Below are 19,404 nucleotides of genomic sequence, written 5' to 3'. Positions count from 1 at the left end.
GGACACGACGATGCGCACCCATGTTCGCGCCCTGCTGCTTGCGTTGCTTGCCCTGTTGTCCGCCCCGGCGTTGCACGCCGCCGAGCGCGCGGTCTGGGTCTGGGAAGATGCCAGCACCGGCTGGCTGGATGACCCCGCATACGCCGGCGACGCCATCGCCTTCCTGCGCGGGCGTGGCATTTCCACCGTCTACCTCTACGTGGAGCCCTACCCGGCCAGCAACCGGCTGGCGAACGACCCGGCCGCGTACCGCGTGCTGTTGTCGCGCCTGCGGGCCAACGGCATCCACCCGCACGCGCTGCTGGGGTCGGGCCACCTCAACAGCGACGCCTACACCGCCGCGCAGCGGCGCGCGATCGCGGAGGCGCAGTTCCAGGGCGTGCTGGACTACAACGCGAGCGCGCTGCCCGCGGAGCGTTTCGAGGGCGTGAGCCTGGATATCGAGCCTCACCTGCTCAAGGCTTGGTCGAACAAGCAGGCCACGCTGTTGGTGCAGTTCCTCGACCTCGGCCGCAGCCTGATGGACATGAAGCGGCGCTCCGGGCAATCGGCACTGCAGGTCGGTCCGGCGATTCCGTTCTGGTACGACGGCCTGCGCGTGAAGTGGAACCGGCGCACCCAGTACATGCACGAACACGTGCTGGACGTGTTCGACCACGCGGTGCTGATGGACTACCGCGACCACGCCGATGGCAGCGACGGCATCATCGCCCACGCCCGCGCGGAGATCGACGCGGCGGCGCTGCGCGGCAAGCGCGTGGTGATCGGGGTGGAGACCGCCGACAACGAGATCGCCAAGGTGACCTTCTTCGACAACACCGACGCGCAGCTGGAACTGGCGCTAGCGCAGACCGCCAGCGCCTATGCCGGGCACGCTGGCTTCGGCGGTTTCGCGGTGCACCACTTCGAATCCTACGTGGAGTGGCTCGCCGCGCAGTAGGCCCCCCGGCTGGGCCGGGCAGCGCTGGCCCAGCGCGGCCCGCGCGCAGGCGGATGGCCGCCCGCGCGTTCCCGCCACGTCGCGCTTACTTGCGCGCGCTGAGGATCGGCGTCAGGTAATCCGGCTTGCCTTCGATGCGCACCAGGTGCGGATGGCGCAGGCCGCCGTGGTAATCCAGCTTCACCGTGCGGTAGCGGTCGAACTCCTTGACCAGCAGTTCGATCGGCGCCTTGCTGTTGGTTGCCGCCTTGATCGCATCTTCCAGCACGTCCGCGTCGTAGGCCATGCCGTTGACCGCGACCACCTGGGTGCCGCTGCCAATGCCGGCGTTGAAGGCCGGGCCGTCCCAGCGCACGTCGCCGATGGCGCCATCCTTACCGAGCGACAGGCCGATCGAATAGGTGAAGTCGGCGCCGCCGCGGTTGCCCGCGCCCTTGGCATAGGCGTTGGGTTCGTCCTTGTAGACCAGCTTCCAGCCGCTGGCCTCGATGCCGCCGGCCAGGCCGGTCTTGCCGTCCAGGCGATCGCGCAGGAAGGTCGCCCAGTCGTGCGGATGCACGCCGTTGAGCGTGGCCACCACGTCCTCGAAGGTGTAGGTGTTCTGCACCTTCCATTCGCCGTCGTTGACGCCGAAGAACGCCCTGGCGAAATCATCCAGCGAGCGCTTGCCGTTGCTGCCGGCGCGGATCAGCGCGTCGGCTTCCAGCCAGATCATCTGGCCGCCGCGGTAGTAGTCCTCGCTCATCTGGTAGTTGAGGTAGGCGCGCGGCGCGCGGCCGACCACGATCGGGTCGTTGGTGGTGTCCTGGATGCCGCGCCAGGACAGGCCCGGGCGATTGTCGGCATAGGCGGCGGCGACCAGCGCCAGCGCGTCGATCGACGCCGGCAGCGGGCGCATGCCGCTGCGCGCGGCCAGCACGTTGCCCCAGTACTGGGTCTGGCCCTCGTACACCCACAGCAGGCTGTTCTGCATGGGCGTGTTGAGGTTGGGCACCCACAGATCCTTGCCGCGGCGGTACTTGCCGTTCCAGGAATGCACGAACTCGTGCGCCAGCAGGTCGGTGAAGCCCTGCTTCTCCTTCCAGCCGGTGAAGTAGTCGGTGCCGACGCCGTTCTCGCTGCTGCGCTGGTGCTCCAGGCCGTTGCCGCCCATCTGGTCGGACAACGAGAACAGGAACTGGTAGTGGTCGTAGTGCTGCGCGCCGAACAGCTTCATCGCCTGATCGACCATCTTCTTGTGGATCGCCACCTGTTCCGGCTTGGCTTCCAGGTACTTCGGCGCATCCGCAACCACGCCCAGCTTCACCTGCGGCTTGCCGGCCGGGGTCAGGTCGATGTTCTTAGCGTGGCGGCCGGCGTACACCGGCGAGTCGACGAAGATGTCGTAGGGCACGTTCTCGTAATCGACGGTATCGCCGCTGCGGCCGTCCTCGTGCAGGGCGGTGAACGCGGTCCAGCCGGCCGGATAGGTGACGCGCGGGTCGACCATGATCCGGCTCATGTAGTGGCCGGCCGGGTACAGCGAGGTCGAGATGAACTGGATGTTGAGCATGTTCGGCGTCATCACCACGCGGCCCTGGCCGGGACCGGTGGCGGTGAGCAGGTCGAACTCGGCGGTGATCTCGGTGACGCCGTCCGGCACCACCAGATGGAACGCGCCCACTTCGAGCGTGTCGCGCTTCCAGTCCAGCTTCAGGCCGTTGGCCTTGAAGGTCAGGCCGGCGATGTCGTCCAGCCCGTTGCGCGGCGAATGGCCGCCCGGCACCCAGCGCGGGTACAGCAGGGTCAGCGGGCCGGCCTGCACCGGGATGGTCTGCTTGATCCTGAAGATGCGCTGCGAAAGATTGGTGGCGTCCACCTCGACCTTCATCATGCCCGGCGCATACGGCACGTCCTGCGGCTGCGGGACCGAGGCCTGCGCATGTGCGCCACCGGCAAGCACGAGGGAGAGGGCAAGGGGCAGCAGGCGGCGGCGGGTCATGGCAACTCCGTTAGGACGGTCAAACCCGCATGCTACTGGCCGCACCGGGCAGGCCCCCCTGCCGAAAGGCATGCACGGAGGATTCATCGGCGCGGCGACATGATGGGCGCGTCACATTTCCGCGAGCCTGACCATGTCCATGCGCCTGTCCCTGCTGTCCCCGCTGCTGTTGCTGGCCGCCTGCGCCAGCCCGCCCGCCACGCCGCCGCCGGCCGCGGAAGCGCCGATGGCCTGCAATGCCGATGCGGCCAGGCGCTGGGTCGGGGAGCCGGCGACCGCGGCCAATATCGAGGCGGTGCGCAAGGCCACCGGCGCGGTCGTGATCCGCGTGCTCAAACCCGACCAGATGGTGACGCTGGAATACCGCGGTGACCGGGTGAACGTGCTGCAGGACAGCGCCGGCGTCATTGAACGCATCAGCTGCGGCTGACCGTCCGTACCGGGGCGCCGCTTACACGCGGTCTTCGATGCCCTGCACGCCGGATGCCTGCGCACAGTGCGCGCAGCAGTAGAACTTCCCGGCGTGTTCGGCGCCGTGGCCGATCACCCGGCAGCCGCAGTGCGCACAGGTCGGCGCCACCGCGTGGATCGCGCATTCGAAGGAATCGAACACCTGCTGCCGGCCGTCGGCGGTGGTCAGGGTGAAGGCCTTGTCGTAGTCGTTGCCGCACATCGCGCACTTCGCCATCGCGGGACTCCTGTCGTGGATGTCCCGCCAGTCTTGCGCGCGGTGCGGTGAGTGATGGGTGAAGCGTGCGTTATCCGCGCGCGGCTCAGGGGGACCCTGCCGCGGTCGCGTCCTGGTCAGTGCCGGGCGCGCGCTGCGCGCGGTCGGCGAAACGCCACGCCACGAACGCGGCGGTCGCCAGCAGCAGCGCGGCGATCAGGAAGGCCACGCCGGGCAGGTGTACCGGCGTGCGCGGGCCGATGAAGAACCCGAACGAGCTGGCGAACAGCGCCGGCGCCACGATTCCGGCCAGCGACACCAGGCTGCCCAGCGAGCCCTGGATGCGGCCCTGTTCGTTGGCCGGCACCTGGCGGGTGATCAGTGCCATCGTCGCCGGCCCCGCCACCGCCCACAGCGCGCTGATCGGCAGGCCGATGAGGAACACCCAGCCCGCCCCGGCCAGCCCGTACAGCACGAAGCCGGCGGTGCCGCAGGCCAGCCCCAGCAGCATCGCGCGGCGTTCGCCCAGCGCCTTCACCAGCCGCCCCACCAGCGCCACGTTGACGATCACGCTGCACACGCCCACCGCCGCCAGCACGTAGCCGGCCTGTTTCTCCTTCCAGCCGAACGCGGCGTCGGCGAACAGCACGAAGGTGCTGGGATAGACGTAGTGGGCGAAGTTGGCGATGAACACCACCGCCACCAGCGCCCAGATGCGCGGGTGCTCCAGCAGCATGCGCACGCCGCCCATGGGGCGCGCGTGCTTCCAGTCGAAGCGCGCGGTGCGGCGTTCCCGCGGCAGCGATTCCGGCAGCACGAACAGGCCGTACAGGAAGTTCAGCAGGGCCAACCCGGCGGCGAACCAGAACGGCAGCCGGTGGTTGATGTCGCCCAGCACGCCCCCGATCAGCGGGCCGACGATGAAGCCCAGCCCGAACGCCGCCCCGATCATGCCGAAGCTTTTCGCGCGCTGTTCCGCCGGCACCACGTCGGCGATGTAGGCATTGGCGGTGGAGAAGCTGGCCGAAGTCGCCGCCGACAGCAGTCGGCCCACGAACAGCCACGCCAGCGTGGGCGCCAGCGCCATGAACACGAAGTCCGCGGCCAGCCCGAAGCAGGACAGCAGGATCACCGGGCGGCGGCCGAAGCGGTCGGACAGCGCGCCCTGGATCGGCGTGCAGAAGAACTGCACGATCGAGAACGCGAACGCGAACACGCCGGTCCAGTAGGCGGCAGTGGACAGATCGCCGCCGACCATCTGTTCGACCAGGTGCGGCAGCACCGGGATGATCACCCCGAACGCGATCACGTCGATCAGCACGGTGACGAAGATGAAGGCGAGCGCGGCCTTGCGCGCGCCGGGAGCATGGGTGGCGTTCAAGCGGGAATCCCTGGGTCCTGTTGTTGCCGCGCCGCGCGCGGCGGGCGGTGCATCAGGCGACGAAGGCGTCCGTCGCCAGCCATTCCACGTGTTCGCGCAGGTCATCCGGCCAGCGCGCGATGCAGGCCTGGAAGCGGCCGTCATCGCCGGCGTACAACGCGCGCGCGGCGTCCTCGAAACCCGCCTCGTTGCCGGCCATCGCCTGCATGAAGCGGTAGGTGGCCTCCTGCGCGGCGCGGCGACGGTCGTCGCCGGCGGACACCTTGCGGGCCGCATCCACCAGCCGGCGCAATGCCACCGAGGCGCCGCCGGGCTGGGCCGCCAGCCATTCCCAGTGGCGCGGCAGCAGGGTCACCTCGCGCGGTACCACCCCCAGCTTCGGGCGCCCGGGCCGGCGCGGCCGCTCCGGCTCGGCCGTGGCCTCGCCCAGGCGTTGCGGGCGGGACAGCCAGGCCAGCAGGTCGGCCGGCGGCAGTTCCAGTGGCAGCTCCAGGGTGCGCGCGTCGGCGTCGTCGAACACCAGCACCGGCCGTTCCGGATGCGCGTCGAAGGCCTGCTTGGCCTTCAGCGCGACGTGGCGCAGTTCGCCGCTGGCGATCCGGTAGTTGCCGGAAAAGGCAGTGCAACGCAGGGACGGGCTGACCACGGCGGATCTCCGGGCGGGAAGGTCAATATTACCCGGATTAAATGAGCTCAAACAAGCGTTGTGTTCAGCGGCCCGGGCCGACCTCGATGAAGCGCAGGAACTCCGCGCGGGTGCGCGCATCGTCGCGGAAACTGCCCAGCATTTTCGACGTCACCATGCTGACGCCGCGCTTGTGGATGCCGCGCGTGGTCATGCATTCGTGCGCGCCCACCACCACCACGCCCACCCCGCGCGGCTGCAGCGCGCGCTGGATGCAGCCGGCGATCTGCGCGGTCATCTTCTCCTGCACCTGGAAGCGGCGCGCATACGCCTCGACCACGCGCGCCAGCTTGCTGATGCCCACCACCTTGCCGTCCGGCAGGTAGCCCACGTGGACCTTGCCGATGATCGGCGCCATGTGGTGTTCGCAGTGGCTTTCGTACTCGATGTCGCGCAGCACGATCATCTCGTCGTAGCCGCCCACTTCCTCGAAGGTGCGGGCCATGTAGTCGTCCGGATCCAGCGCATAGCCGCTGAACCAGTCCTCGTAGGCCTTGGCCACCCGTCGCGGCGTGTCCAGCAGGCCTTCGCGCGTCGGGTCGTCGCCGGCCCAGCGCAGCAGCGTGCGTACGGCATCCTCGGCCTGCTGGCGGGTGACGTCGTGGCGGGAATCCTCGCGGGGGGCGTCGGACATCGTGGCTCCAGGATCGGGCGTGGACGGCCGCGCATGTTAACGCGTCCAGCAAAAAGGCCGCCCGGAGGCGGCCTTGTCATCGCTCGTGGCAGGACTCAGCGGCCGTCGCGGTCCGCATCGCCCGGCATGGCGCGCTCGATGTGGTGCCAACCGTCGCGCACCGCACCCTTGGCCTCGGACCAGGCCAGGCGCGAGTTCGCCTTGGTGGCCTCCCAGTTGCGCTCGAGGTCGGTTTCCACGTCCTCGAACTTGCGGCCGCGGTACTGGCCGTAGGTGTCGTAGCCGTACTTGTAGGCCGGCTCGTAGTCGCGCCATTCGCTACCGCTCACGTAGTACGGAGCGCTCTTGTAGTTGCTCTCGAAGTGACGGGAGTATTCGGTCGGGTTGATGGCCTCCGCCACCGCGCCGCCGCCCTTGGCGCCCAGTGCACCGCCGGCGATAGCACCGACCACGGTGCCGACCGGGCCGGCAGCCGAACCGACGGCCGCGCCCGTGATCGCGCCCGCAACCGCGCCCGTACCTTCACCGATGCTGTGATCCTTCTTGACAGTCATGTCGCGCTCCTTGGATGTTTCCGTTGGGGGAGCCGGCTGTTGCCGACCGGGCCAAGTTGCACCCGGCGCTGTCTTCAGGCGATGAACTTTCCGTTAGCCCCATGTGGAGGCTCATGAACCGCTCATGGTGGTGAAGGCGACTGCACGAACCGCAATGCGCGGCCGCCGCTATCGCACGCGGCGGCCGCGATCAGGGTCAGAAGGAATTGTCGCCGTCGAGGATGCGGCCGAGTCCGCCCAGTACCGAGCCCTCGCCACGGCTGCCGCCGTTCTGCGGTGCCGCCGCCAGCATGCGGCCGGCCAGGCGCGAGAACGGCAGCGACTGCAGCCACACCTTGCCGGGGCCGGTGAGGGTGGCCAGGAACACGCCTTCGCCGCCGAAGAACATCGACTTCAGGCCGGCGACCGGGCGCACGTCCATGTTGACGCTGGCATGGAAGCCGACCACGCAGCCGGTGTCGACGTCGATGCGCTCGCCTGCGGCCAGCTCGCGCTCCACCACGCAGCCGCCGGCATGGATGAACACCCAGCCGTCGCCTTCGAGTTTCTGCATGATGAAACCTTCGCCGCCGAACAGGCCGGTGAGGATCTTCTTCTGGAAGTGCACGCCCACCTGCACGCCGCGCGCGCCGGCCAGGAAGCTGTCCTTCTGGCAGATGATGCGGCCGCCGTGCTCGTCCAGCTTCATCGCCATCACCGTGCCCGGATATGGCGCGGCGAACGCGACCTTGGCCTTGCCGCTGCCGGCGTGGGTGTACAGCGTGGTGAACAGGCTTTCGCCGGTGATGACGCGCTTGCCGGCCGACAGCAGCTTGTCCATGAAGCCGCCGGCCTGGCCGGAGGCCGAGCCGTCGCCGAACACGGTGTCCATCTGCACCGCGCTGTCCTTGAACATCAGTGCGCCGGCTTCGGCGATCGCGCTTTCGCCCGGATCCAGTTCGATCTCGACGAACTGCATTTCCTGGCCGTGGATCTTGAAATCGATCTCGTCGCTGCGGCCCTTGCCGCCATTGCGCGGCGGCGGCGGCGGCGCGCCGGCCACGCCGCCGGGGGCAGCGTCGTACAGCTCGGCGATGTTGCGCACCGGCAGCCAGTCGCCCATGCCTTCCTTCCACGCCAGCAGCGAGGGATTGCGGGCGGCCTCGGCGCGCGCGGCGTCGGCGTCCATCGGGCCGAGGCGGCGGTTGGCGGACGGGTCGTGCAGGAACCACTGGCTCATGGCGCTTTCCTTGGCGGTGGGGGTGAGGCGCCAGTGTAATCGCGGCCGTTTGCGGGACACACCGTCACGGTCCGGGCCGCGCCCGGCGGGGTCGCCACGGCGGATAATGGACACCCGTTTCCGCGTACAACGACATGCCCGAACAACGCATCCTCCACGTCGGCCTGCGCGAACGCGTGACCAGTGCCGCCCAGGCCGCGGCGCTGATCCGGCCCGGCGAAACCGTCGCGATGAGCGGCTTCACCGGCTCCGGCTACCCCAAGGCGGTGCCGCAGGCGCTGGCCAGCCACATCGAGGCGGCGCATGCGCGCGGCGAGGCGTTCCGCATCAACCTGCTCACCGGCGCCTCCACCGCGCCCGAACTGGACGGCGCGCTGGCGCAGGTGGACGGGCTGGCGATGCGGATGCCGTTCCAGAGCGACCCCAACGCACGCAAGCAGATCAACGCCGGCAAGCTGGACTACCTGGACCTCCACCTCTCGCACGTGGCCCAGCACGTCTGGTTCGGCTTCTACAACCAGATCGACACCGCGGTGGTGGAAGTGGCGGCGATCCTCGAAGACGGCTCGCTGGTGCCCACCACCTCGGTGGGCAACAACAAGACCTGGCTGGACCTGGCGCAGCGGGTCATCATCGAGGTCAACCAGTGGCAGCCGGTGGAGCTGCTGGGCATGCACGACATCTACTACGGCACCGCGCTGCCGCCGCACCGCAAGCCCATCCCGATGACCCGCGGCGACGAGCGCATCGGCCAGACCACGTTGCGCTGCGACCCGGACAAGATCGCCGCGGTGGTGCTGACCGACGCGCCCGACCGCAACAGCCCGTTCAGCCCCATCGACGCCGACAGCCAGCGCATCGCCGGCCACCTGATCGAGTTCCTCAAGCACGAAGTGGCGCGCGGCCGCCTGCCGGCCAACCTGCTGCCGCTGCAGTCGGGCGTGGGCAACATCCCCAACGCGGTGCTGGCAGGGCTGGCCAGCAGCGGCTTCCGCGACCTGGAGGCCTACACCGAGGTGATCCAGGACGGCATGCTGGATCTGTTGAAATCGGGCGTGCTGCGCTACGCCTCGTGCACCGGCTTCGCGCTGAGCCCCGCGGCGAACGAGGAGTTCCGCCGCCACCTCGACTTCTACCGCAGCCGCATCGTGATGCGCACGCAGGAAATCTCCAACCATCCGGAGATGGTGCGGCGGCTGGGCTGCATCGGCATGAACGGGATGATCGAGACCGACCTGTACGGCAACATCAATTCCACCCACGTCATGGGCAGCAGCATCATGAACGGGATCGGCGGCTCCGGCGATTTCGCCCGCAACGGCTTCCTGTCGATCTTCCTCAGCGCCTCCACCGCCAAGAACGGCACGATCTCCTCGATCGTGCCGATGGTCAGCCACGTCGACCACACCGAGCACGACGTGGCGGTGATCGTCACCGAGCAGGGTCTGGCCGATCTGCGCGGGCTCTCGCCCAAGCAGCGCGCGCGCGAAGTGATTGCCCATTGCGCGCACCCGGATTACCGCGACGCGCTGCAGGACTATTTCGACCGCGCCTGCCGCGACAGCTTCGGCAAGCACACGCCGCACCTGCTGCCCGAGGCGCTGTCCTGGCACCAGCGCTGGCTGGACAGCGGGACGATGCAGGCCGGCTGAGCCGGCGGCGTCAGGCCTCGCAGCGGGCCAGCGCGGCGTCGATATGCGCGGCCTCGCGCAGGGTGCCGAATGTCGCCGCGTGCGGCGCGCCCAACCGGCTGGCGCACCAGGCCTGCGCCAGCGGGTGGTTGGCGCGCAGCAGGGTGGCGCCCTGCAGCAGCAGCGCCAGCCGTTCGACGAAGCCGCGTGCGCCGGTTTCGTCGCAGCCTGCATCCAGCAGGGCGAGGCCGGCTTCCAGCGCCGCATCGAAATGCACGTCGAGGCCCGCCGCCGCCTGCCATTCGCTGCGCAACGCGGCGCCGGTGTCGGGGTCGCGCGCCAGCGCGCGCAGCACGTCCAGGCACTGGATGTTGCCGCAACCTTCCCAGATCGAATTCAGCGGCGCCTGCCGGGCCAGCCGCGGCAGCAGCGTCTCCTCGATGTAGCCGAGCCCGCCCAGGCATTCCTGCGCCTCGTTGGCGAAGACCGGCGCGCGCTTGCAGATCCAGTACTTGCCGATGGCTGTGGCGATCCGCGCCAGCGCCGCCTCCCGTGGGTCCTGCGGCGCGCGGTCGACCGCGCCGGCCACCCGCAGCGCCAGGGCGGTGGCGGCTTCCGACTCCAGCACCAGGTCGGCCAGCACGTTGCGCATCAGCGGCTGGTCGAGCAGGCGCCTGCCGAATGCGTGGCGATGACGCGCATGGTGCAGCGCCTGCCGCAGCGCCATCCGCATCAGCCCGGCCGAGCCCAGCATGCAGTCCAGCCGGGTCAGCATCACCATCTCGAGGATGGTGGCCACGCCGCGGCCTTCGTCACCGACGCGGAACGCCCAGGCATCGTCGAACTCCACTTCGCTGGACGCGTTCGACCAGTCGCCCAGCTTGTCCTTCAGGCGCATCAGCCGCAGCGCGTTCTTCGTCCCGTCCGGGCACCAGCGCGGCAGCAGGAAACAGCTCAGCCCGCCGGGTGCCTGCGCCAGCACCAGGAAGGCGTCCGACATCGGCGCCGAGAAGAACCATTTATGCCCGGCCAGCGCGTATTCGCCGTCCGCGCCCAGAGGCATCGCGCGGGTGGTGTTGGCGCGCACGTCGCTGCCGCCCTGCTTCTCGGTCATGCCCATGCCGAGGGTGACGCCGCGCTTGTGCGCCAGCGGCACGTCGCGGCCGTCGTAGTCGAACATGCACGCCTTATCCGCCCATTCGCGCAGCGCCGGCGCCTGTCGCAGCACCGGCACCGCGGCGTGGGTCATCGTCAGCGGGCAGCTGCTGCCCGGCTCGGCCTGGTAGTGCAGGTAGCTCAGCGCCGCGCGCGCCACCTGCGCGCCCGGCTGCGGCTGCGCCCAGGACAGCCCAGCCACGCCGTGCGCGATCGCGGTGCCCATCACCTCGTGCCAGGCGGGGTTGAAGGCGACGCGGTCGACGCGGCGGCCGTAGGCATCGTGCGTCTGCAGGCGCGGACGATCGCGGTGGGCTTCGTCGGCCAGCCGCAGCAGGGTGTCGCCGGCCAGTGCGCCGTAGCCGGCCAGCCGGGCCACGAAGCTGGCGCCGCTCTCGCGCAGCACCGCTTCGCGCAGGCCGGGATCGTCGCCCCACAGGTCGAACGGCCCGGGCGCGGGCGGCTGGTTGAGGACGTCGCTTGCGCCTGCGTGGGTCATCGCCTTGCTCCTGCCGGGTCGGCCCATTCTGCGCTCAAGCCAATGCGCCGATCCCGACCGCCGCGGCCACGCACCACAGCACCGCGGTCCATGCCGGCCAGCGCAGCCCGGCCAGCAGCGCGAAGCCGACCACGGCAATCGCCGCGTCCACCGGCGCGCGCACGCCGCCGCTCCAGACCGGGTCGATGAACGCCGCCGCCAGCAGGCCGACCACGGCGGCGTTGATGCCGGCCATTGCGCTGGCCGCGCGGCGGTGCCGCACCAGCCCGGCCCACAGCGGCAGCATCCCGGCCAGCAGCAGGAAGCCGGGCAGGAACATCGCCAGCAGCGCCACCAGCGCGCCCACTGCCGGCGGCAGGCCGCCCAGCGGGATTTCCGCGCCGAGGAACGCCGCCAGCGAGAACATCGGCCCCGGCACCGCCTGCGCCGCGCCGTAGCCGGCCAGGAAGCTGTCCGCGGGCAGCCAGCCGGGCGCCACCAGCGACTGCTGCAGCAGCGGCAGCACCACGTGGCCACCGCCGAAGACCAGCGCACCGGCGCGATAGAACGCCGCCGCCACCCCGGCCAGCGAGGGCGTGGCGCTGGCCGGCAGCAGCAGCGCGGCCAGCAGCCCCAGCAGGAACAGCGCCAGGCAGACGGCGGCGATCCGCCGGCCACCGCCGAACGGGAACAGCGCCGCCGCCGGCGCCGCAGCCTGCCGGCGCCACCACGTTCCCAGCACTGCGCCCAGCGCGATCGCCGCCAGCTGCAGCCACGCATTGCCGGTGGCCAGCACCAGCGCTGCCGCGCCGGCTGCGACCAGCAGCCGCGGCAGGTCCGGCGCCAGTTGCCGCGCCATGCCCAGCAACCCATGCGCCACTACCGACACCGCCACCAGCTTCAACCCGTGCAGTGCCGCCGCGCCCGCGCCCAGCCGCGGTGCCAGCGCGGCGAACCCCAGCATCAGCAGCGCCGACGGCAGGGTGAACCCGGCGAATGCCGCCAGCGCGCCGCGCCAGCCGGCGCGCGCCAGGCCGATGCCAAACCCCATCTGGCTGCTAGCCGGCCCGGGCAGGAACTGGCAGACCGCCAGCAGCTGGGCGAAGTGGGCATCGTCCAGCCAGCCGCGGCGACGCACGAAGGCCTCGCGCATGTAGCCAATGTGGGCGATGGGGCCACCGAACGCGGTCAGCCCCAGCCGCAGGAAGGCGACGAACACCTCGCCCGTGTTGCCGGGCGGATTCGATCGGGTTGGCGGGACGGCAGTAGGCATCAAGGCAGGGAGGGCGCGGCGGTTCGGCGGCGGCCACGATACCCGGCGGATGTTGCGTTTGCCGCGACCCTCAGGCCCCGGCCGCCTGCGGTGCGGCCATGCCCTTGCCGTAGATCCCGGAACGGTCGAAGCAGCAGATCCGCCGCTTGCCCGCCGCCAGCATGTCGCAGGCATTGCCGATCCGGCGTTCGCGGGTTTCGGCCTGCTTGGCGGTGCCCAGCCACTGGATGAAATCGCGGCGCGCGGCCGGGGTCAGGGTTTTCCATTGCGCCAGCGCCTCCGGCGCGTCCGCCAGCGCGCCGCGCAGATCGGCCGGCACCCGCGGCTCCGGCGCCTTCTCCGTGGGAGCCAACGACAGCGCCACGCTGTCGCCCACCGCCACGCCGGCGGCTTCATGCAGCGCGCGCGGCAGCTTCAGCCAGTGGCCGCCTTCGCCATCCGGTTCCAGGGTCGCGGTGAAGGCCTGGCCTTCCAGCGTGCCGTCCACCGCCACCATCCCGCGCGACGGCAGCAAGTCGCTGGCGGCCTGCGGCAGGCGCAGGAACCGCCAGCTCGCGTTCCTCGGCTTGGCCGGGCGCAGCAGCGTGGCCTTGCAGCGGATGGCGAAGCCGGGCGCGGGCATCGCCGTCAGCCTTGTGCCACGCGCGCGGCCACCGCATCGGCGTGCAGCGCCTCGTTCAATTCGTCCACCACGATCGCCCAGTCGGCGTCCTCCCGCCATTCCTCGCGGATGAACTGGCGCTGGCCGTCGTTCCAGAACGGCGCCTCGGAGATCAGCAGGGCTTCCGGCAGCTGGTGCTCGCGGATGAAGCGGGCGATGTCGTCCTTGCCCGCGGGCAGGCCCAGCTGCAGGAACAGGTTGGTCATGCAGGATTCGGTGGTGTCCATCGAGCGACTCCTTGCGCTGCGGATGTGTGGGCAAAGTGTGGCCGCAAGCATGTAAACGCCGGATCGACAGGCACGGGCGCGGGCGCGCCTACACCTGCACTGTCTTCCAGCGCCCGCGGCTGAACAGCCACAGGGTGAACAGGCCCACCGCCGTCTCGGAGACGAATACCGCCCAGAACACGCCCGAATGCCCCAGCTTCAGGTGCAGCGCCAGCAGCCAGGCCAGCGGGATCTGGATCAGCCAGAAGAACACCACGTTGATCCAGGTGGGCGTGGCGGTGTCGCCGGCGCCGTTGAAGGCCTGCACGCTGACCATCCACCAGCCGTACACGAACAGCGAGTACGACAGGATGCGCAGCCACTCGCCGCCGATGTCCACCACCTGTGCATCGCTGCTGAAGAAGCCGACCAGCTCGCGCGGCAGCAGGAAGAACAGCAGCGCGATGCACAGCAGGTAGCCCATGTTGTAGCGGCCGATCTGCCATACGGACGCCTCGGCGCGCTCCGGCTGCCGCGCACCGAGGTTCTGTCCCACCAGCGTGGCGGCGGCGTTGGACATGCCCCAGGCCGGCATCATGGTGAACATCATCACCCGGATGGCAATCGTGGCGCCGGCCACCGCCTCGCTGCCGATGCTGGCGAGGATGCGCATCAGGAAGATCCACGAGGTCATCGACACGAGCATCTGGCCCACGCCGCCCAGCGAGGTGCGCACGATCTGCCAGACCACGCCGGCGCGCCACGCCAGCTGCGCCGCCTGCAGGCGGATGTGCTTGCCGCCGTGGAACAGGATCCACAGCTGCAGCAGCACGCCCGTGCCGCGTCCGATGGTGGTGGCGATGGCTGCGCCCTCCACGCCGAACGCAGGCACCGGGCCCCAGCCGAAGATCAGCAGCGGGTCCAGCAGGATGTTCAACCCGTTGGCCACCCACAGCACGCGCATGGCGATGGCGGCGTCGCCGGCGCCGCGGAAGATCGCGTTGATCACGAACAGCAGCAGGATCACCACGTTGCCGCCCAGCATCCACTGCATGTAGCCCACACCGTGCTGCAGCGTCCACGCATCCGCGCCCATCAGCGCCAGCAGCTCGCGCGCCCACACGATGCCGGCGATGGCGAACGGCACCGACGCCAGCACCGCGACCCACAGGGCCTGCGCGGCGGTGACCGAGGCTTCCTCCGAGGCGCCCTCGCCCACCCGTCGCGCCACCAGCGCGGTGACCGCCATCGCCAGCCCCATCGCGATGGAATACAGCAGGAACAGGTAGCTCTCGGTTAGGCCCACGGTGGCCACCGCCGACGGCCCCAGCTTCGCCACGAAGAAGATGTCCACCACCGCGAAGGTGGATTCCAGCACCAGCTCCAGCACCATCGGCACCGCCAGCAGGAACACCGCGCGCCGCAGCGGAATGCGCGTGTAGTCCGCGCTGGTGCCGCGGATGGCATCGCGCAGGCCGCCCCACAGCGATTCGGGCGGCGCGTCGGCGGGGCTGTCGGGCGAAGGCGTGGGCTGCATGGCGGGCTCCCGTGGTGTGGCGATCCTACCTGCGACGGATGACGGGGCGCGCAATCGACACGGCGTCGATTCGTGCCCATGTGGGTGGGTCGCCGCAGCGTCCGCACGGAATGGCGGTTGCCGGGCGCCGTATCATGGTCGCGCATCCACCCACAGAAGAAGCCGCGCGATGGCCAAGGCAAATCCCCTGCAGGAACAGCTGCTCAAGGCAGGGCTGGTGAAGAAATCCAAGGTGGCCGCGGTGGCGCGCGAGCAACACGTGGCCAAGCACGCCAAGGCGCAGGCCGCGCCCAGCGAGGCCACGCTGGAAGCCGAGCGCGCGCGCGCCGAAAAGGCGGAGCGCGACCGCGCGCTGGAACGCGAGCGCAAGGCGCAGGCGCAGGTGGCCGAGCTGCGCGCGCAGGCGCGGCAGATCATCCAGGACCGCAAGCTGGCCGCGGCCGGCGACATCGAATACCGCTTCACCGTCGATGCCGCCATCCGCACCATCCTGGTCAACGACGACCAGCGCAGGAAGCTGGCCGCAGGTTCGCTGGTGATCGTCCGCGTGGGCGAGGGCTTCGGCCTGCTGCCGCGCGCCGCCGCCGACAAGGTGCGCGAACGCGACGCCGGCATGATCGTGCTGGACCACGGCCTGTCCGCGGACGCCGAGCCCGCCGCCGCCAGCTCCGAGGACGATGCCTACTACGCGCAGTTCCAGGTGCCGGACGACCTGGTCTGGTAGTTCGCCGCGGCACACCGCCGCCTGTGGGGGCCGACGCGCGCGGCCCTTACAGCTGCGAGCGCAGCGGCCGGATGAATTTCTCCACCAGCTTTTCCTTCAGCGGCCGGCGGGCCCATATCTCGTGGGTGTAGCGGACGGTGTGCTTCAGGTCGTCCTCGAACACTTCGGTCATGCGCGCGGCGAAGCCGGCGTCGTAGACATTGAGGCTGGCCTCGTCGTTCAAGCGGAAGCTGCGCACGTCGAAATTGGTGGAGCCCACCGACACCATCAGCCCGTCCACGATCAGCAGCTTGTTGTGCATCATCGTGGGCTGGTACTCGTGGATCTCCACGCCCGCCTGCAGCAAGTCGCCCCACTGCGCGCGCGAGGCCAGCCGCACGGTGTCGGAGTCGATGAACTTACCCGGAACCACCACCCGCACGCGCACGCCGCGCTGCCGCGCCGCCAGCAGCGCCTTCATGATCAGCGGGTCAGGTACGAAGTAGGCGGCCTGCAGGTCGATGCTGCGCTCCGCCGCCGCGATCGACATCAGATACATCAGATGCATGGATTCGCTGCCGCCGGCGGGCGAGGCCACGAACACGTGCGCATCGGTGTCGCCCACCCGCTGCAGCGGCGGGAAATAGGCCTCGCCGTTCAGCACCACGCCGGTGGTCTTGATCCAGTTGTCGTTGAACGCCGCCTGCATCTGCGCCACCACCGGGCCCTCGATGCGGAAATGCAGGTCCCGCCAGTGCTTCGGATCCTGCGCGTGGCCGGACCACAGGTCGGCGATGCCCACCCCGCCGGTGAACCCGATCCTGCCGTCCACCACCAGCAGCTTGCGGTGGGTGCGGTTGTTGAGGCGGGTGATGTTGTACCAGTGCAGCGGGCGGTACTGGTGCAGCTCCACCCCGGCATCGCGCATGGTCTGGATCAGCGCATCCTCCATCTTGATGCTGCCGGCCCAGTCCACCATCACCTTCACCGCCACGCCGCTGCGGGCGCGCTCCGACAGCGCCTCGGCGAACTGGCGGCCCACCTCGCCCGACCAGTAGATGTAGGTTTCCAGGGTGATGGTGTGCTGCGCGGCGCGGATGGCCGCCAGCATCGCCGGGAAGATCTCGTCGCCGTTCTGCAGGTCGTCGACGTGGTTGCCCGGGACGATGCCCGGCCCCAGCATCACCCCCATCTCGCGGCGGAACTGCGGGTCGGCCACCGCATAGCGGTGTTCCAGCTTGCGTTCCAGCGCCTTCTCCGGGGTCTTGAAGTTGGCGGCCAGGACGATCGCCAGCGCGGTCAGCAACACGGTGGTGATGACGGCCCAGATCATGGACTTGCGGCTCCAGCGTCGTGGCATTGGCTCGATTCGCTTTGCACGAATGCGGCGCACAGCATCGCGGGGCCCGGTTCAGGATCGTGTGAACGCCACCCTGGCCAGTCTTCGGTCGCCGGCTACGCCCCGCGCCGGGCCTTGTGGATCGAGTTCAAAAAACGCTTGAGCGGCGCGCCTGTTTCCTGCGCGATGCACGATTGGGTGAACTTGACCCGTTGCTTGCCGTTTGTGCGCTCAGGAGAATTCGCTGATCAGCACCACCAGTGCGAACCATGTGCATCCCGTGCGTGTCACGGGATGGATGCGCCCGATCTGTTTCCGGTCGTAAAGCCACAGGGACAGGAAGAAGCCGATCCAGCTGCCCCACCGGAACACGAGGTAGGCGGCCTCGTCTACCTGCCTGGTGTAGAGCGTGGAAAACAGCGGCTTGGCCCACGACATGACCAGCGGGTCGTACACGCGGTCCACCACCGGGCCCAGCATGAAGAAGGTGCCGATGAAGATCAGCCGCTTGTGCCAATCGGACCGCCCGCGCCGCTGCCATGCAAGCAGGATGCACAGCGCATAACCCGGCAGCAGCAGGCGGTTGGCCCGCACCTCGGGCTCCATGTCCGCCCAGCCCTTCCACAACACCACGAATATGTAGAGCGTGCTGAGGGTGACGCCGATGGCGACGATGAAAGCAGCGATGCCGAGCTTGCGGTGCAGCCGCAGGTTGCGCGTCCGCACCAGGTTCGCCTGCGTTGCCAGCAGCACGTACCAGGCCAGCCCGAACACGCCGTGGACGATGAACTTCGGGTCGCGGTTGCTGGGCTGGCCCACGTCCGTGAACAGGTTGTCGGAGAACGCGACAACGCTCAGCACCAGCAGCAACACGCTAACGATGGAAAAGTAGGTTCCCGACGGTGGCTGGGTCATTGCGCTCCCCGCGCGGGTGGAAGACCGAAGTTGCCTCCCCAAAGCACGGGGCTTCGGTGCTACACCGGCCATGTGCTTTCGAAATCGACTCCGGCCCGGGGATTCACGGGTCTGGTCAAAGAAGCGCTTAAGTGAAGCGCCTATTTCCTACTGTTTCGATAAGTGAACCTGACCCCGTTCTTCGTTAGCGCTCAGTGGTTGAGCGGCTGACATGAGAAGGGATTGAGGCAACCTTTACCGCCGGTCTCTGCGCAGGCGTCTTTGTTCAAGGCATCCGCCATGATCTGGCAGCTCTTCATATCATCCATGAACCCGTGGACGGTGGCCACGTGGTCCGTCGGGTTGTTCCATTTCACGATCGCATAGTCTGGCGAGGAGCCAACCTTATTCGACTCGAAGTACTGTCGCGGCCCGCCAAGATTGTCGCCTTTATCGCAGCCGGCGCAGATAGCGATTGCAGTGCCTAGAAGCAAGAACATCGGTGATCTGGCCATGAGCGCTAACACCTGAGTTAAGCCGTGGAGCGTAGTGGCGACAATTGTGGCACGCTTTTTGTGCCGCAATTGCCGCCACGAAGCGGAATCGGCTTGAACGAATTGTTAGGCAACATGTGCGGAATATTGGGCGTTGAAGAACGCGACAGTGTTCTCGTACTTGACGCGGACGTCTTGCGGCAATTCTTCAAAAGGGCCAAAGGTTGGTTCAAATATTTGATAGAAGCCTTCTGTAGTGAAGGGCGGTTCGACTTTGAGCTGGTGAGCCATCAAAGCTGGCCAGTTGAGTACTTGCATATCTTCAACTGAATTTTTCAAAGGTACCGGCCAGGCAACAATGACATTGCTCGCATTTGCTCCAGGCTCTCCGGCAACTAGACCGAGGGCTGCCACCTCATTGGCGACGGATGGGGCGAATGTAGCTCCTAACCATTGGGAAGACTCGCCAACGCGATAAGCCTCGATCAAAGCGGGTCCCGCATACATTGATCGCTCGAAATTGACGTACAGATCACCTTTTGCGACACCGATTCGTATGGGTACTCGGTTGTAGAGGGAATTGTTAAACATTTGGGCCGCCACGATGGTAAGAGCCCGAAGATCGGCTTCAGTGTCGCCGTGGGTGAACAGAAATACTGTGTCGGAAAAAGTGACTGCTTTGACGTGTTCTGGGACGTGGATTAGCTCGCTCCGGTCCTTGAACTCAAGACTTACATTTGTGGAGGAGTCACGCGCGTCCACCAGCGCCGATAGCATGGACCACGCTTCCTCTGGGTCTTTGCTCATGATCGCTGACATACCGAGTATGTCTAGATGAGCCACATAACGACGATTCGATGTAGTCACGTTTGTTGCCTAACGCCTGAGTTAAGCCGGAACGCGCAGTGGCCGCGGCAGTTGATTGAATCATAGCGATCAAGTGCCGAGGCCGCGAAGCGGTCTCGGCTTGAA

The 19,404-nt window shown here is 68.5% G+C and carries 20 protein-coding genes; 4 read left to right on the top strand and 16 right to left on the bottom strand.

Translation table 11 applies throughout. The features are described 5' to 3' along the window. Positions 1-10: 10 nt before the first annotated feature. Complete coding sequence (locus ICG51_RS06950; RefSeq protein ID WP_190282253.1) at positions 11-940, top strand: hypothetical protein; 930 nt, start codon at positions 11-13, stop codon at positions 938-940. A gap of 85 nt (positions 941-1,025) precedes the next feature. On the opposite strand, the gene ICG51_RS06945 is transcribed toward ICG51_RS06950, so the two are convergent. Continuing rightward, entirely contained in the window at positions 1,026-2,921 is a 1,896-nt protein-coding gene (locus ICG51_RS06945) for a M61 family metallopeptidase (protein WP_190282252.1), read from the bottom strand. Between the two features lie 133 nt (positions 2,922-3,054). Between ICG51_RS06945 and ICG51_RS06940 the strand changes: the two genes are divergently transcribed. Next, the gene (locus ICG51_RS06940; RefSeq protein WP_190282251.1) at positions 3,055-3,351 is read left to right on the top strand and encodes an I78 family peptidase inhibitor; all 297 of its coding nucleotides are present in this window, start codon (positions 3,055-3,057) and stop codon (positions 3,349-3,351) included. A 21-nt stretch (positions 3,352-3,372) separates the two neighbouring features. Here ICG51_RS06940 and ICG51_RS06935 read toward each other — a convergent pair whose 3' ends face one another. From ICG51_RS06935 to ICG51_RS06910, 6 genes are all read right to left on the bottom strand, one after another. After that, positions 3,373-3,609, bottom strand: a complete 237-nt coding sequence (locus ICG51_RS06935; RefSeq protein WP_190282250.1) for a hypothetical protein — start codon at positions 3,607-3,609, stop codon at positions 3,373-3,375. Positions 3,610-3,694: 85 nt separating this feature from the next. Beyond that, positions 3,695-4,969: a TCR/Tet family MFS transporter gene (locus ICG51_RS06930; RefSeq protein WP_223809551.1), complete on the bottom strand. Its 1,275-nt coding sequence runs from the start codon at positions 4,967-4,969 to the stop codon at positions 3,695-3,697. Between the two features lie 52 nt (positions 4,970-5,021). Next, positions 5,022-5,615 (bottom strand): DUF2239 family protein, encoded by a 594-nt coding sequence (locus ICG51_RS06925; RefSeq protein ID WP_223809550.1) that lies wholly within the window; start codon positions 5,613-5,615, stop codon positions 5,022-5,024. Between the two features lie 64 nt (positions 5,616-5,679). After that, a complete protein-coding gene (gene folE, locus ICG51_RS06920; protein ID WP_190282247.1) occupies positions 5,680-6,288 on the bottom strand; it encodes a GTP cyclohydrolase I FolE in 609 nt (202 codons plus the stop codon). Between the two features lie 95 nt (positions 6,289-6,383). Then, a complete protein-coding gene (locus tag ICG51_RS06915) occupies positions 6,384-6,842 on the bottom strand; it encodes a hypothetical protein (protein WP_190282246.1) in 459 nt (152 codons plus the stop codon). A gap of 196 nt (positions 6,843-7,038) precedes the next feature. Next, positions 7,039-8,061, bottom strand: coding sequence for a TIGR00266 family protein (locus ICG51_RS06910; protein ID WP_190282245.1), 1,023 nt, complete (start codon positions 8,059-8,061; stop codon positions 7,039-7,041). Positions 8,062-8,195: 134 nt separating this feature from the next. On the opposite strand from ICG51_RS06910, the gene ICG51_RS06905 reads away from it, so the two are divergent. Then, on the top strand, positions 8,196-9,713 hold the full coding sequence (locus ICG51_RS06905; RefSeq protein ID WP_190282244.1) for an acetyl-CoA hydrolase/transferase family protein: 1,518 nt from the start codon (positions 8,196-8,198) through the stop codon (positions 9,711-9,713). Positions 9,714-9,723: 10 nt separating this feature from the next. On the opposite strand, the gene ICG51_RS06900 is transcribed toward ICG51_RS06905, so the two are convergent. The 5 genes from ICG51_RS06900 to ICG51_RS06880 form a co-directional block, all read right to left on the bottom strand. After that, positions 9,724-11,346, bottom strand: coding sequence for an acyl-CoA dehydrogenase family protein (locus ICG51_RS06900; protein ID WP_190282243.1), 1,623 nt, complete (start codon positions 11,344-11,346; stop codon positions 9,724-9,726). Positions 11,347-11,380: 34 nt separating this feature from the next. After that, positions 11,381-12,544, bottom strand: coding sequence for a chromate efflux transporter (chrA, locus tag ICG51_RS06895; protein ID WP_255428745.1), 1,164 nt, complete (start codon positions 12,542-12,544; stop codon positions 11,381-11,383). Positions 12,545-12,668: 124 nt separating this feature from the next. Further along, a complete protein-coding gene (locus tag ICG51_RS06890) occupies positions 12,669-13,220 on the bottom strand; it encodes a YdeI/OmpD-associated family protein (protein WP_190282241.1) in 552 nt (183 codons plus the stop codon). A gap of 5 nt (positions 13,221-13,225) precedes the next feature. Next, entirely contained in the window at positions 13,226-13,486 is a 261-nt protein-coding gene (locus tag ICG51_RS06885) for a DUF2789 domain-containing protein (RefSeq protein ID WP_190282240.1), read from the bottom strand. 88 nt (positions 13,487-13,574) lie between these two features. Next, the gene (locus tag ICG51_RS06880; RefSeq protein ID WP_190282239.1) at positions 13,575-15,002 is read right to left on the bottom strand and encodes an MATE family efflux transporter; all 1,428 of its coding nucleotides are present in this window, start codon (positions 15,000-15,002) and stop codon (positions 13,575-13,577) included. Positions 15,003-15,171: 169 nt separating this feature from the next. Here ICG51_RS06880 and ICG51_RS06875 point away from each other — a divergent pair, with 169 nt between their 5' ends. Further along, on the top strand, positions 15,172-15,726 hold the full coding sequence (locus tag ICG51_RS06875; RefSeq protein WP_190282238.1) for a DUF2058 domain-containing protein: 555 nt from the start codon (positions 15,172-15,174) through the stop codon (positions 15,724-15,726). A 46-nt stretch (positions 15,727-15,772) separates the two neighbouring features. Here ICG51_RS06875 and cls read toward each other — a convergent pair whose 3' ends face one another. From cls to ICG51_RS06855, 4 genes are all read right to left on the bottom strand, one after another. After that, positions 15,773-17,038: a cardiolipin synthase gene (cls, locus tag ICG51_RS06870; protein WP_190282237.1), complete on the bottom strand. Its 1,266-nt coding sequence runs from the start codon at positions 17,036-17,038 to the stop codon at positions 15,773-15,775. Positions 17,039-17,275: 237 nt separating this feature from the next. Continuing rightward, positions 17,276-17,959 (bottom strand): hypothetical protein, encoded by a 684-nt coding sequence (locus ICG51_RS06865; protein WP_190282236.1) that lies wholly within the window; start codon positions 17,957-17,959, stop codon positions 17,276-17,278. A 191-nt stretch (positions 17,960-18,150) separates the two neighbouring features. Continuing rightward, a complete protein-coding gene (locus ICG51_RS06860; RefSeq protein ID WP_190282235.1) occupies positions 18,151-18,453 on the bottom strand; it encodes a hypothetical protein in 303 nt (100 codons plus the stop codon). Positions 18,454-18,558: 105 nt separating this feature from the next. After that, positions 18,559-19,299: a hypothetical protein gene (locus ICG51_RS06855; protein WP_190282234.1), complete on the bottom strand. Its 741-nt coding sequence runs from the start codon at positions 19,297-19,299 to the stop codon at positions 18,559-18,561. Between the last annotated feature and the right edge of the window lie 105 nt (positions 19,300-19,404).

Origin of the sequence: Thermomonas sp. XSG (assembly GCF_014678725.1) — a bacterium.
Lineage (GTDB): Bacteria > Pseudomonadota > Gammaproteobacteria > Xanthomonadales > Xanthomonadaceae > Thermomonas.
The sequence above is the reverse complement of the archived record's forward strand: the minus strand, read 5'-3'. Positions and strand labels throughout refer to the sequence as shown.

What these genes read in the sequence shown, in the direction of transcription:
- ICG51_RS06950 (WP_190282253.1), top strand. Translation starts at nt 11, where the DNA reads ATGCGCACCCATGTTCGCGCCCTGCTGCTTGCGTTGCTTGCCCTGTTG.
- ICG51_RS06945 (WP_190282252.1), bottom strand. Translation starts at nt 2,921, where the DNA reads ATGACCCGCCGCCGCCTGCTGCCCCTTGCCCTCTCCCTCGTGCTTGCC.
- ICG51_RS06940 (WP_190282251.1), top strand. Translation starts at nt 3,055, where the DNA reads ATGTCCATGCGCCTGTCCCTGCTGTCCCCGCTGCTGTTGCTGGCCGCC.
- ICG51_RS06935 (WP_190282250.1), bottom strand. Translation starts at nt 3,609, where the DNA reads ATGGCGAAGTGCGCGATGTGCGGCAACGACTACGACAAGGCCTTCACC.
- folE (WP_190282247.1), bottom strand. Translation starts at nt 6,288, where the DNA reads ATGTCCGACGCCCCCCGCGAGGATTCCCGCCACGACGTCACCCGCCAG.
- ICG51_RS06915 (WP_190282246.1), bottom strand. Translation starts at nt 6,842, where the DNA reads ATGACTGTCAAGAAGGATCACAGCATCGGTGAAGGTACGGGCGCGGTT.
- ICG51_RS06910 (WP_190282245.1), bottom strand. Translation starts at nt 8,061, where the DNA reads ATGAGCCAGTGGTTCCTGCACGACCCGTCCGCCAACCGCCGCCTCGGC.
- ICG51_RS06905 (WP_190282244.1), top strand. Translation starts at nt 8,196, where the DNA reads ATGCCCGAACAACGCATCCTCCACGTCGGCCTGCGCGAACGCGTGACC.
- ICG51_RS06900 (WP_190282243.1), bottom strand. Translation starts at nt 11,346, where the DNA reads ATGACCCACGCAGGCGCAAGCGACGTCCTCAACCAGCCGCCCGCGCCC.
- ICG51_RS06890 (WP_190282241.1), bottom strand. Translation starts at nt 13,220, where the DNA reads ATGCCCGCGCCCGGCTTCGCCATCCGCTGCAAGGCCACGCTGCTGCGC.
- ICG51_RS06885 (WP_190282240.1), bottom strand. Translation starts at nt 13,486, where the DNA reads ATGGACACCACCGAATCCTGCATGACCAACCTGTTCCTGCAGCTGGGC.
- ICG51_RS06880 (WP_190282239.1), bottom strand. Translation starts at nt 15,002, where the DNA reads ATGCAGCCCACGCCTTCGCCCGACAGCCCCGCCGACGCGCCGCCCGAA.
- ICG51_RS06875 (WP_190282238.1), top strand. Translation starts at nt 15,172, where the DNA reads ATGGCCAAGGCAAATCCCCTGCAGGAACAGCTGCTCAAGGCAGGGCTG.
- cls (WP_190282237.1), bottom strand. Translation starts at nt 17,038, where the DNA reads ATGATCTGGGCCGTCATCACCACCGTGTTGCTGACCGCGCTGGCGATC.
- ICG51_RS06865 (WP_190282236.1), bottom strand. Translation starts at nt 17,959, where the DNA reads ATGACCCAGCCACCGTCGGGAACCTACTTTTCCATCGTTAGCGTGTTG.
- ICG51_RS06860 (WP_190282235.1), bottom strand. Translation starts at nt 18,453, where the DNA reads ATGGCCAGATCACCGATGTTCTTGCTTCTAGGCACTGCAATCGCTATC.